This is a genomic window from Mesotoga infera, assembly GCF_900157305.1.
GTDB classification, from domain to species: domain Bacteria; phylum Thermotogota; class Thermotogae; order Petrotogales; family Kosmotogaceae; genus Mesotoga; species Mesotoga infera.
Genome location: NZ_LS974202.1, coordinates 2,301,977 through 2,314,557, shown reverse-complemented (window position 1 = coordinate 2,314,557; position 12,581 = coordinate 2,301,977). Strand labels below are relative to the sequence as shown.

Here is a 12,581-nt window from a genome sequence, read left to right as displayed (position 1 = left end):
GGAGGTGTCTGGATGAAGATTCTTGTTATCAACTGCGGTTCTTCTTCTATCAAGTACCAGTTGCTTGATGCCGACAGTGAGAGTGTTCTTGCAAAGGGTTTACTAGAGAGAATAGGAATTTCCGGCTCGAAGCTCACACATAAAAGAGGCGAAGAGAAGTTTGAATTCACTAAAGATATCGCCGATCATACCGAAGGGTTGGCGTTGATTATCGATGCTCTTCAGGATGAAAAGACAGGCGTTGTTAAAAATATCAACGAAATCGAGGCCGTAGGCCACAGAGTCGTTCATGGAGGAGAAAGGTTTGCTTCTTCGGTTCTTCTCGACGATGAAGTTATACGAGAGGTAGAGGCCAATAACTTTCTGGCTCCTCTCCACAATCCGGCTAACATCGAAGGAATAATAGCCGCCAAGAAGATTCTACCTTCGGTTCCGCATGTAGGTGTCTTCGATACGGCCTTCCACCAGTCGATGACGGAAACAGCTTACTTGTACGCTATTCCCTACTCGCTTTATAGAAAATACAAAATTCGCAGATACGGCTTCCATGGAACCAGCCACAGGTATGTTGCCAACCGGGTGGCGAATATACTCGGAAAACCAATAAAAGAATTGAAGATAATCACAGCTCACATAGGTAATGGCGCATCGGTCGCAGCCGTTAAGTATGGAAGATCGGTTGATACATCTATGGGTTTTACACCTCTTGAGGGTCTTGTTATGGGGACGCGCTCGGGCGATGTCGATCCGGCCATCGTTCCTTTTTTGCAAGAACAGGAGGGCTTTACGGCCGGAGAGGTTAACAATCTTCTAAACAAAGAGAGCGGCATGTTCGGTCTTACTGATCATCAGTTCGTAGATATGAGGGATATCGAAGAGAGAGCGGCAAAAAAAGATCCCCTTTGTATGCGTGCACACAATATCTATGAGTACAGATTGGCAAAATACATAGGTGCATACGCCGCTGCGATGAACGGCGTCGATGCTATAGCCTTCACCGCCGGAGTCGGAGAAAACAGCCCCTTCCTTAGAGAAAATGTGGTGAATAAATATCTCAACTACTTAGGTATAGAACTCGACAGAGAGAAGAATAACTGCAAAGGATGTGAAATCATTATCTCCACGCCTCAATCTAAGGTCAAGGTACTGGTGGTACCTACCAACGAAGAACTGGTCATAGCAAGAGACACTAGCGAGATAGTGAAAAAAGGTCTGAAAGAGCTGAAGCTCTGGGAAGACTGAGGAAAGGTGCTGAAGGGAAATTAGAGAGAGGATTTTCGAGGGAGATCTCAGACTCGTCGAAAGCGGCCGAGAGCCTGATCAATTTTATATAGTCTCTTCTGGCGGCCTTTTGCTTAGAAGTGAAGGAGTAAACGACAGGATATACATGGCCGGTGAACTCGCCGATCCTATAACTATATCAGGTTGTAGCCACAGTGGAGACCTCTTCACAATAGGTTATTCATCAGTATTAGTCGGAAACAAGGAAGAACTGGGTGAATATCTGGTAGCCAAACCTGAAAGATTGAAAAGAGTCTTCGACAGTGTTCGCCAAGAAATATTTTCGTGTGAAAGTTGTAGTGATATGGATTTCGAAGATTTCATGAAAGGGCTCATAGAGGCTAAACAAAGATGGCTCGACGAGTTTCCTCCGCTTCTCTTCGGCGAAAAGTCGCTTTATCGTAAAGGAGTAAAGCTCATAGAGAGGGGTGAATTTGCGGAGGCCGAAGAGGTTCTCAAATTCTACCTTTCTCATTACGAGAATTCACCACTAACCTTGCCGGCGACGATTTTTTATGCGGTGAGCTGTATCTGCAATCGGAAAGTCGAAATCTCACTCAAGGCCATCGTTCAGATTATGGGCGGATCCAGCAGCGAATTATCTAATCTTGCACGAAAAATGGTGTGTTATCTAGAACTTTTCGAGACCGCCTACAGACTTATAACTAAAGGGCCGGGTTATAGTAAGGATTTCTTCAATCATTTTACCGATCTCCTATTGGACAGATCCTCCAGGGCGAGAGGCGATACAGTCATATTTGAAGAAGGCAACAAGTCTAATAACGTGGTCTTCCTTCTGGAAGGTAGCCTAAAATTCCTAAAAACAAACCGAAGCAGGACATCGCTACTCTTCACAATTGACGCTCCCAATTCTGTTGGAGAGATCCACGCATTCACCGGAGGAAGTTGGGACACCACGGTAGTTGCCAGCGATAATTCAAGGTTCGCGGTTCTCAGTGATGAAGAGTTCTTAGACATCCTAATTGACAAATTTCCCCAGGAGGGGTTCAGATTACTCGAATATCTGCTCGGCTATTTTAGAGCGATACGGGGCTTTTGAGCCCCGTTTTTAATGAAGCTTATAAATCATCTCAGTCTGAACAAGTAGTATTTCCGGTTCGAATTCTTCGGCGGCTTTGAAAAGCGCGTCTTCTTCAGGAACTGTTGGGAACAATAGAAGATGTTCGTTACCTTTTGCTATGCCACAGATAGCCTGAAGCACTTCATGGAAATCGGCACGTTCCGACGGACCGCAGTCAACTATATACATAACATCCTCTTTCTGACCCCAGACACAGTATCCGATTTCTCTTTCGCTCTCATCAACTATTCTGTCGAAGTTGTATAAATCCAAGCGAGAAAAATTCGATGGCTCACGCTGCCATTCAGGCTGTCTTCCGTATTTGCCCATAGTACAGAGAGCCTTTTCCATTACTACATCGGGCGTGGTTTTCTTAAGAGTATAACCGTTTTTGCCGCATTTTCTGAGAAAGAAAGTTATCAGGTCCCTCCTCTCACGAAAACCGAACTTCCTGTAAAAGCCCATGGCTCTCGAATCCTTTTTGAGAACCTCCAGCACCACACTATCGCTGCCCTTCCATTTACAGATCTTCACCGACTCATCTACCATCTGAAAACCGATGCCGCTTCTTCTGAACGAGGGTATAACGCCCATGAGATCGATTCTGGCCCGCTTGTCTCTAAAACTGAGCAGAACTATCCCGACTGGTTCACCCTTCATTTCCATGACGAAAGAATCGGACATGGAGATACTGTTCTCGTGGACATCGCGATCGAAGCTCTCAAGGTTCCACTGCATTCGCAGCGCATAATCTTCGAAAATAACGTTGAGGAGATTTACCACATCGACCTTTGAGAGTTCATCAAGTTTTCTAAAAACACTTTCAATCACTTTTATCGCCTCTCGTTTCGAAGTAATTATGTTCCTCTATCAATTCCTTCTGAAGATCCCTCAGCTTCCATGATAGATTGTTCTCCGTAGTGGTGGCAAAGATCCATCGTCTCCAGACAGCTTTTTTGATGAAACTCACAGTACGACCTATGAGCTCGTTTTTAAGACCATCAAAGATGACAAAGCAATACACTTCGTTTCCGTCCGTGCTTTCTCTTCCGAAAGATAGTTCTTTCTCAATTTCTTCACCTTTTAGAATGGACTCAACTGAGTATTGTTCAAATCCGCGACAATCAATTATTTCGATTCCTGGAATCCCCTCTCTCAAAATATCCAATGCTACCTGGTCACACCAAACCAAGATACTCGATTCTCGATTCACTACAAACACCTCATTGTATAGAGTTTTTCTTTTTGAATCTCACAGAGAGATTATCTATCAAATCGTAAAGAACTGGAGTCAGTAAAAGAGTAAAGATAGTTCCCACAAGCAACCCTCCGGCAATTACAAGAGCGAGGGGACTCTCCAATTCCGAGCCTTCTGCCTTTATTAAGGCCGTAGGGAGTAATGCGACAACAGTTGTCAGCGATGTCATAAGTATTGGCCTGGCACGTCTGCCTGCACCTTCTAAGATAGCTTCTCTCTTTTCCATTCCGCTCTCCCTCAACTGATTTATCTGAGTTATCATTACTATTCCATTGTTAACTATTACGCCTGCTAGCGTGAGTACTCCAACTAGGCTGCTTATATTTATGGTGAGATTGAAAAGATAAGATACAACGACCACACCGACAAGGGCCATCGGAAGGGTACAGAAGATGACAAGCGGATAAACCAGCGACTCGAACTGGGCACCGATTATAAGATACATGAAGATTATTCCCGCCAACAAGGCAAAACCGAATTGCTCTATTATCTGTTGGATTAGGTCTCCTTGACCTTTCAGCTGACAATTGGTCAGGCCATCCCGACCCTCTATGATTTCTCTCACCTCTTCTACTACCTGTCCGAGTGGTCTACCCAGTACATCGGCTTTCACATAGCCAACCCTCTGGTTGTCTAGATGTTCTATTGTAGAGGGGCTTTCCCTTATCTCCATGTTGGAAACTATACCGATATAGGTTTTATTTCCAAGCAAAGAATCGATAGGGAGGGATTTGATCCACTCGTATCCCTCTCCCTTTGTCTGTTGAAGTTTAACTGGCAAGCTCTTGCCATTCAGACTGATCATTCCGAGGTCTATACCCACTGTATAGGGTTGAATGGCTCCCAGAACCTGTAAGTGGTAAAGACCGGCCAATGTAGCCTTACTTCTATCTATCGTTAACTCGATCACATCCTGTCTGTTGTCGAAACTAGTCTGTATGTTCTCGATTCCTACTACACCCGCCAGTTCAGCAGCAAGGCTCTCGACTTTGGCCCTCATACTATCGAGATCGCCGTCGAAAACTGCTATTTCTATATCCCTGCCGAAAACAGCTTCCAGTTCCAACCCGCTCGTGCCGATACTGATCTCTCCGCCATATTTTTCGACAATTCCATCAGTAATTTTGGCGAGACTTCTCAAAGCATCGTCTGTGGAAATTCTCCTCTCACCAAGATCATTTAGATAAACCTGGATTGTGGCCATGTTCTCCGAATAACCTGTGAGAAGAGTAATTATATCCCCGGTAACACCGGCCATTGTATAGACTGTCTTAAGAGCGATTTCCTCTGAATTCTCCATTATGGCGTCTTCTATCTCTTTTGCTGCCTTTACTGTAGTACGGTAATCGGTGTTTTTTGGTAAAGTGAGATCAATGGTAACGATTCCGTTGTCAAAGCTTGGTATAAACTCGGTGCTCTTTAAAAAAAAGGCGAAGAGACTGAGGGCAAATATCACGACAAATACCAGTATGGTTAGTAATCTCCGCTCGAGTAGCTTTTTCAAAAAAGCTTTGTATCTTACATAGTTACTTTCCCTGGGCCGCCTTACCCGTATAAATCCAGTGAAAGCAGGGATCATGATTATAGCTATGAAAAGCGAAGCACCCAGAGAAAAGGCCAGCGCAAACGCAAAGTATCTGAAGATCTGGGCGGCCAGACCACTTATGAAAGCGAAAGGCACGAAGACGGCCACAGTTGTCAGTGTCGAGGCGAAGATAGCGCCAACAACTTCGGAGCCTTGACCTGCCGCCTCGTAAGGTTTCTTTCTGGCTTCGAGGTATCTGTATATGGCCTCGAGCACGACTATACTGTTATCAACTATCATTCCTACGGCCATGGTGAGGCCTCCCAAGGTCATTAAGTCGAGCCCAAAGCCGGAAAAATAGAGTATCAATATTGCAGTCAAGAGAGAGAGGGGCATCGAAACCGCTATGGCTAGAGTCGCAACAAAGTTCCTCAAGAAGGCAAAGATCACCAGGGTGGCCACGAACGCTCCAATAAGCAGATTCTTGAAGAGTCCCTTGATAGCCATGTTAGTGAATTGGCTCGTATCACTGATCGTGATCACTTCCGATTGTATCTCCGACTTCTCCCACTCTTTCAGTAACTTCGAAATTTCGGCGGCGACATTCACAGTGTTGGCTCCAGATTGCTTCTGAACTGTAATTACTGCTGCATTTAGACCGTTAACTGAGATCGCACCCCTGATCTCTTGATCTAATAACTCCACAGTTGCTATCTGGTTCAGCCTAACTGGAATAGGGATTCCACTCAACTGGAAAGTCCTGCCCGTCTCCAGTGTCAGTGCCGATATCGAACTTCCCATGCCTCTGAACCCCACAACAGTGTTCGAAAGTTCTTCAAGCGATGTGAATTCGCATCGGACCGATAAGGTATATACTAGGCCATCTTTTTCCAGAAAACCCATGGGATAGCGTACACCTTCTTCTAGAACGGTTTTTACTATTTCCAGAGGTATTTCCAGCTCCTCCATTCTCTCCCTATCTAGAGTAACGACAACCTGCTGTTCGGGGATACCGGCAAGCATCACGTTGGCAACTCCGTCTATCCTCGAAAGTGCTCCCATGAGTTTGTTGGTCTGAGCTATGAGATCATTTGCCTCTCTGGAAGATATTCCCAGTATATACACCGGTAATAGCGAAGGGTTGAATTCGACTATTATAGGATCTACATCGCTTGCCAGTTCGAATGAAAACGTATCTATGGAATCTCTCAATCTCGATATCGCGAATGCCATATCTGTATCTCCTTCGAACTCGACCGTAAGTATCGAGTACCCATCACGTGATTGCGACGAGATACTCTTCACGCCACTGGTAAAGGAAACGGCGCTCTCTAAAGGATCGGTTATATCTCTTTCAACCTCCTCCGGGGTTGCTCCTATGTATGGAGTCACGATCAGAGCATATGGAACGTTAAGATTAGGTAGAAGATCAACCGGCAGTTTCTGCCACGAAAAAAGTCCCAGGAATATCAGTGTCCCCATCAATAGAAAAATTGCGACAGGTCTTCTGGATAGTTCACCAAGTAATCTTCTCCACATTGAATTCACCCTTAATTATTCTCTAAACATAGATCAGGTCAAATCCGGTCAATATTCGAAACCCGTCCAATAAATAAAGGTAGGGCACAAAAAGACCGAATATTATACTTCAAAAAAGTCTTAAGCATCATATTTTCTTATCAACAGTATATTTTACTATCTGTACCATCTAGAATCCAAAATTGAAGTTCCCGCTTATAGATCCCTTCATACTTCAAATCTAAAACTGTGAAAATCGTTCATCTATCGGCCAGGAGACGGGGTATAATCTTTTTAAGCAAGGATTTTATTGAATCATGTGTTCCTAAAGTAGTGATTCTTTGGTTCACCAATTTGTCGAATCCAGGAGGGGTTGATCCGTCTTGATAGGTTTTATCTGTGACTCAGTAGTGGATCTTCCAGAAGAGTTGGCCAGACGGGACGATGTTTTTGTGGTACCGGTCATGGTAATTTTGGATGGTAAATCTTATCGTGAGGGTCAGGAAATCGAAAAGAAGACAATACTGCAACATTTGGAAAAGAATTTTGCTCAAACTTCTCTGCCAAATCCTACAGATGTATTGGAATCGTACCGATCGATGGTTGAACGTGGCTACAACGAACTCCTTGTTATAAATCTCTCGGGTTCTTTGAGTGGTACACACAATCTATTTGTCACTATGGCCGCACAATTCATGAGCGAGAATCCTAACGTTCACATCGAGTGTATCGATTCACTCTCACTCTCTGGCGGGGCTGCAATGCTTGTCTATCGGGCCTTTATGATGAAAGAGCGGGGCGATTCTCTGAAAGTGATTGCCTCCGATCTCAGAAAGCGTGCCGGAAAAGATAACATCGTTTTCTTTGTACTTCCCACCCTGAAATACTTAAAAGAAAGCGGAAGAATCGGGAAACTAGAAGCGGCTCTGGGACAAATACTCAACGTTAAGCCCATTGTCACCATCGATCGAAGTGGAGTTTTTTCCCAGGTAGGGAGGACCAGAGGAATGAGAAAAGCCGTTGAGAAAATGGTTGAAAAACTAAAATCGGCGGTCAATGGCAAAAAGATATTTTGCATCGCGTTATACCATTCCGGCGACGACGACGAAACTATGACCCTGGTTTCCTGGGTAAAAGAACAGATAAGCGGTCTATCGAAGGTGCTTTTTGCGGGTGAACTGTCGGCCGGAATTCTTGTACACGGAGGAAGCGGAATTATCGGTATTGGCGCACTGGTTGGATAGAAGATAATTTTACTGCTGGAAACTCGTTTTTCCAAAAAAATACCTCACTTCTCGGGATCTCTATCATCCCACCTCTTATTGTATATTTATTCGGGCGGTTCCATCTAAGTTTTCAAAAAAGATAGCTATGCTAGACAATCGCAAGATATTCCGTCGAATCAAAAGAAAAATATCTTTATTATATCTACGTTGCTTCTAATTGCCAATAATTGACTTTAATGCTAGTTATAAGGATTTAGATTTGATGTAATTCAATTGTTATAATGGAATCGTTTCCAATATTACTGTACAATACGGAGAGATATTTTTGAGAAAGCCAACTATTAGAGATGTTGCGAGACTTTCAGGTGTTGGAATCGGTACCGTTTCCAGAGTCTTGAATGGCGGTTCTGTTAAGCCTTCGACGAAAGAAAAAGTGACAAAGGCTATCGCCAAGCTTGGTTATCGACCCAGCTCAGTTGCCCGACGACTGGCAGGCGGGCGAACCAGGAGGGTGCTCTTTTTCATGCCTGAAGTGAGAACCGAGTTTCACTGGCGTGTGATGAAAGCATTCGATGATGCACTCGACTCAATGAATTATGAAATGGTGATATACCCTCTCTTCTCCGGCCGGAGATTAGAAAGACTGCACAACGACACCACTCTTCTCAGAGATTCAGATGGGGCGGTTTTCTGTACAATGAACATGGAGTTTCTTCTGAAGCGCAAGATCGATTTTGGAAAAAATATCGTGCTTCTCGAATCGCAGTCGGAGGATTACGACTGCGTCTATCTGGACAATTTTCTCGGAGGAAAATACGCCGCCCAATTACTACTAGACAACGGTGCAAAGGAGTTCTTTACCGTTACTTTTGAGGAGAGCAACAACATACTGGCAACGGAGAACTTCGAAAAGAGGTTACTTGGTTTTTCGAAAACGCTCGAAACTTCCGGCTACAGATTTGGAAAGGACCATGCTGTATATACTTCTTTCTTCTTCGATACGGCTCACGAAAAGATAGCCGACATTCTTCTCAATTACGAAAAACCAGGCATATTTGCACTTGCCGACAACTTCGCGCTCGAAGTTCTCCAAACGGCTTCGGCAGTCAAGAAGATTCCAGGGAAGGACTTCTTCCTGGTCGGTTACGATAACCAGAGTTGGACTGAGAGAGCCGGACTTACAACTATACAGCAACCGATGGAGGAGATGGGAAGAAAAGCGGCCGAGCTCATCATAAACAGAATCGAAGAACCGGTTGGCTATATTCAACCGGTCAAGTTTCTACCATTTGTGGTGCGCAGAAAGACGGCCTGAACCGGTAAGCGAATTTGAGGAGGATTTATGGCCAGGAAAGAAAGTAAGCTTACTCTTGCGCAGAAAGAACAGAGAACCGCCTACAAACTTCTAATACCGGCATTGATAATTTTGGCAGCCGTAGCCTTTTACCCATTATTCGAGGTCTTTTACACGAGTTTCACAAACAGGGTTTTCGCCTCCGGAACTGATAAAGCGCCTGACTTCATAGGTATAGAAAACTACAAAAGCCTTTTAGGTTTAACGATTCAAGAGTTGCCCCCGGTGATCGATCCAGAAACAGGGCAACCCCAGGTCGATACTTCGGGCAAAATAGTTTACGAAAGGGCCGTCAGGATACTTCCAAGAACACCCGTCAGATACAGGGAATGGTTCCAGTTCTCCTTTTTCGGCAAACGCTACGTAGTAGGTGCAAGAGATCCGGAATTCATGAAAGCAATCTGGAACACGCTGGTATTCACAGTAATTTCCGTATTTCTAGAAACAATTCTTGGTCTTGGTGTGGCACTTGTTGTGAACAGCAACTTCAAAGGCAGAGGGATCATGAGGGCGACCATGCTGGTTCCATGGGCCGTTATCACCGTAGTCTCGGCGAGAATATGGGAGTGGATGTTACAGCCAACAAGAGCTGGACTATTCAACATGGTCCTGAACAGGCTTGGACTGGGAGACGGAAGCCTCTCTTTCCTAAGCTCGCCTGCACTTCAAATGCCAACGTTGATAGCTGTTGATGTCTGGAAGACGACACCCTTTATGGCTCTTTTACTTCTGGCCGGACTCCAGTTGATACCCAGGGAACTCTATGAAGCCGGAAGAGTCGACGGTGCCAATAAGTTCAGACAGTTCTTTTCTATCACACTACCACTTCTCAAACCGACTCTAGCCGTTGCGCTGATATTCAGAACGCTCGACGCTTTGAGAGTTTTCGATGTTTTTCAGGTCTTAATGGGAAACAGGATGTATTCGATGGCCACCTACAATTACTATCAGCTCATCGGAAACAGGAATATGGGACTGGCCTCGGCTATTGGGGTGATCATCTTCATTTTCATAGCCATCTTCGCGGTCATATATATGCGGTTGATGGGAGTTGATAAAGAATGACTGGAAATAAGAGAACCCTCTGGTTACTGGGAAAAATTGGTTTCTGGATACTTGTGATTTTTATATTTTTCTATATGCTCTTTCCCTTCTACTGGGCAGTCAACTCTTCATTGAAATCCGAGGCACAACTACAGATGACACCTGCAACCTTCCTTCCGGTAGATAGTCAGGGAAGGTTCTCGCCTACACTTCAGAATTATGTGGCCATCTTCAAAGATGGAACTTTCGTCCGGGCGCTCTGGAATAGCACAATCGTGGCCGGACTGACAACAATACTGGCGCTCTGTGTGGGCTCTTTCGCGGCTTATGCCATGGGCAAGCTGAGGTTCAAAGGGAAAAAGGCTACCCTGTACTTGATACTTTCCCTGACAATGTTTCCTCAGATAACAGTCCTGTCGGGACTTTACGCCGTTATCACAACGTTGAATCTCAGCACCCGTCTCAGCTTAATACTCTCATACATGATCTTCACACTACCCTTCACAACATGGGTATTGACGGCCTTTTTCAAAGAGTTACCTTCGGAAATAATGCAATCGGCACGGGTAGATGGAGCTACTCCCTTCCAGACATTTCGTATGATTTTATTGCCACTCACTGCCCCGGCGATGGTAACATCAGGTTTGCTGGCCTTCATAGCAGCCTGGAACGAGTACATCTTCGCACTAACCTTTACAACGATAGCACCCGGAGCGAGAACTATCCCGGTGGCTATCTCGCTTTTCACCGGAAGCGTTTCTAGACAGGTTCCCTTTGGAGAAATCATGGCCGGTGCCGTAGTGGTCACCGTTCCAATAGTAGTTCTAGTCTTCATATTCCAGAGAAGGATAGTTCAGGGTCTCACGGCAGGGGCGGTGAAAGGTTAACAACAATTCTTGTTTTCGAATCGCACATGGTCTGATGGGAAACAGGGGGGTGATCCCGGAAGATTCGAGAACGAAAGTGAAACATGGTACGAAAATCAGAAAGGATCTTTTTAAAATCAATTTCAAGGAGGTATTTCTATGAGAAAGTTACTGCTTACTCTAATGTTAGTACTTGTAGCATTGGTGGCGTTTTCGCAGATCGTTCTAACCGTGGCGGCCGGAGCTGTCGGACAGGAACTTGAACTCACAAAACGAGCGGCCGAAGCTTATATGAAGATCCATCCCGATATCACGGTTAAGGTTCTTGACACTCCTGATATGGTCCAAGACAGGCTCGGGCTTTACCTGCAGTTTTTAGAAGCAAAGAGCCCTGAGATCGATGTCTATCAGATCGACGTAATATGGCCCGGCGATCTGGCGCAGCATTTCATAGACCTCTACGAATACAACGCTGATAAAGTAGTCTCGATGCACTTCCCGGCAATAGTTGAGAATAACACAGTCGATGGCAGGCTCGTTGCCATTCCCTGGTTCACCGATGCTGGATTACTCTATTACAGAACCGACCTGCTTGAGAAGTACGGACTTAAACCACCCACCACCTGGGATGAACTTGAGAATGCAGCAAAGATCATACAGGAAGGCGAAAGAAAAACCAACCCCGACTTCTGGGGCTTCGTCTGGCAGGGTAACGCCTACGAAGGACTAACATGTGATGCTCTCGAGTGGCTGGCATCCAACGACGCAGGCACAATTATCAGCCCCGATAAGAAGATAACTATCGCCAATGCAAACGCCGTCGAGATACTCGAAAAAGTCGCCGGCTGGATCGGCACAATATCACCATCAGGAGTTCTGACCTTTGCCGAGGAAGATGCGAGGGCAGTATGGCAAACGGGAAATGCAGCCTTCATGAGGAACTGGCCATATTGCTACAGTCTTAGTAAAGGCCCGGATAGCAATGTCGCTGGTAAGTTCGACGTTTCGCCGCTTCCGGCTGGCAAGAGTGGAAATGGAGCAGCGACGCTTGGAGGCTGGCAGCTCTCTGTCAGCAAGTACAGTAAAAATCCAAAAGAAGCGGCAGATCTGGCTTTATTCATGGCCGGTTACGAAATTCAGAAGCTCAGAGCCGTCGAAGGCTCAATGAACCCGACCATACAGGCTCTCTATGCAGACTATGAAGTTCTCAAGGCCAATCCGTTCTTTGGATCACTCTTTGATGTCTTTATAAACGCTGTTGCAAGACCATCTACGGCAACGGCTCCCAGATACAACGAAGTGTCCACCCTATTCTTCAAGGCAGTTCACAGTATTCTATCGGGAACTTCAAATGCCCAGACCGCCCTTGAAGAGCTGGCACTGGATCTACAAGACATAACTGGCTTTGAAATAGTCTGGGGATTCTGA

General features: G+C 45.3%; 10 protein-coding genes. 7 read left to right on the top strand and 3 right to left on the bottom strand.

Features of this window, described 5'->3' with window-relative positions:
• Positions 1-12: 12 nt before the first annotated feature.
• Both MESINF_RS10500 and MESINF_RS10495 read left to right on the top strand, forming a co-directional pair.
• Complete coding sequence (locus MESINF_RS10500) at positions 13-1,242, top strand: acetate kinase (protein WP_169699771.1); 1,230 nt, start codon at positions 13-15, stop codon at positions 1,240-1,242.
• 109 nt (positions 1,243-1,351) lie between these two features.
• On the top strand, positions 1,352-2,341 hold the full coding sequence (locus MESINF_RS10495) for a cyclic nucleotide-binding domain-containing protein (protein WP_169699770.1): 990 nt from the start codon (positions 1,352-1,354) through the stop codon (positions 2,339-2,341).
• Between the two features lie 9 nt (positions 2,342-2,350).
• On the opposite strand, the gene MESINF_RS10490 is transcribed toward MESINF_RS10495, so the two are convergent.
• Genes MESINF_RS10490 through MESINF_RS10480 form a run of 3 tightly spaced genes read right to left on the bottom strand, consistent with a single transcriptional unit; the run spans position 2,351 to position 6,684 of the window.
• A complete protein-coding gene (locus MESINF_RS10490; protein WP_169699769.1) occupies positions 2,351-3,193 on the bottom strand; it encodes a GNAT family N-acetyltransferase in 843 nt (280 codons plus the stop codon).
• Positions 3,186-3,575: a DUF3783 domain-containing protein gene (locus MESINF_RS10485; protein ID WP_197712665.1), complete on the bottom strand. Its 390-nt coding sequence runs from the start codon at positions 3,573-3,575 to the stop codon at positions 3,186-3,188. Before MESINF_RS10485 ends, MESINF_RS10490 begins: the two co-directional genes overlap by 8 nt.
• 10 nt (positions 3,576-3,585) lie before the next feature.
• Positions 3,586-6,684 (bottom strand): efflux RND transporter permease subunit, encoded by a 3,099-nt coding sequence (locus MESINF_RS10480; RefSeq protein WP_169699768.1) that lies wholly within the window; start codon positions 6,682-6,684, stop codon positions 3,586-3,588.
• 362 nt (positions 6,685-7,046) lie between these two features.
• On the opposite strand from MESINF_RS10480, the gene MESINF_RS10475 reads away from it, so the two are divergent.
• From MESINF_RS10475 to MESINF_RS10455, 5 genes are all read left to right on the top strand, one after another.
• The gene (locus tag MESINF_RS10475; protein ID WP_169699767.1) at positions 7,047-7,907 is read left to right on the top strand and encodes a DegV family protein; all 861 of its coding nucleotides are present in this window, start codon (positions 7,047-7,049) and stop codon (positions 7,905-7,907) included.
• Between the two features lie 307 nt (positions 7,908-8,214).
• A complete protein-coding gene (locus MESINF_RS10470; RefSeq protein ID WP_169699766.1) occupies positions 8,215-9,204 on the top strand; it encodes a LacI family DNA-binding transcriptional regulator in 990 nt (329 codons plus the stop codon).
• 27 nt (positions 9,205-9,231) lie between these two features.
• A complete protein-coding gene (locus MESINF_RS10465; RefSeq protein WP_169699765.1) occupies positions 9,232-10,308 on the top strand; it encodes a carbohydrate ABC transporter permease in 1,077 nt (358 codons plus the stop codon).
• Positions 10,305-11,174, top strand: coding sequence for a carbohydrate ABC transporter permease (locus MESINF_RS10460; protein ID WP_169699764.1), 870 nt, complete (start codon positions 10,305-10,307; stop codon positions 11,172-11,174). Before MESINF_RS10465 ends, MESINF_RS10460 begins: the two co-directional genes overlap by 4 nt.
• Positions 11,175-11,312: 138 nt before the next feature.
• On the top strand, positions 11,313-12,581 hold the full coding sequence (locus MESINF_RS10455) for an ABC transporter substrate-binding protein (protein WP_169699763.1): 1,269 nt from the start codon (positions 11,313-11,315) through the stop codon (positions 12,579-12,581).

What these genes read in the sequence shown, in the direction of transcription:
- MESINF_RS10500 (WP_169699771.1), top strand. Translation starts at nt 13, where the DNA reads ATGAAGATTCTTGTTATCAACTGCGGTTCTTCTTCTATCAAGTACCAG.
- MESINF_RS10455 (WP_169699763.1), top strand. Translation starts at nt 11,313, where the DNA reads ATGAGAAAGTTACTGCTTACTCTAATGTTAGTACTTGTAGCATTGGTG.
- MESINF_RS10480 (WP_169699768.1), bottom strand. Translation starts at nt 6,684, where the DNA reads ATGTGGAGAAGATTACTTGGTGAACTATCCAGAAGACCTGTCGCAATT.
- MESINF_RS10465 (WP_169699765.1), top strand. Translation starts at nt 9,232, where the DNA reads ATGGCCAGGAAAGAAAGTAAGCTTACTCTTGCGCAGAAAGAACAGAGA.
- MESINF_RS10460 (WP_169699764.1), top strand. Translation starts at nt 10,305, where the DNA reads ATGACTGGAAATAAGAGAACCCTCTGGTTACTGGGAAAAATTGGTTTC.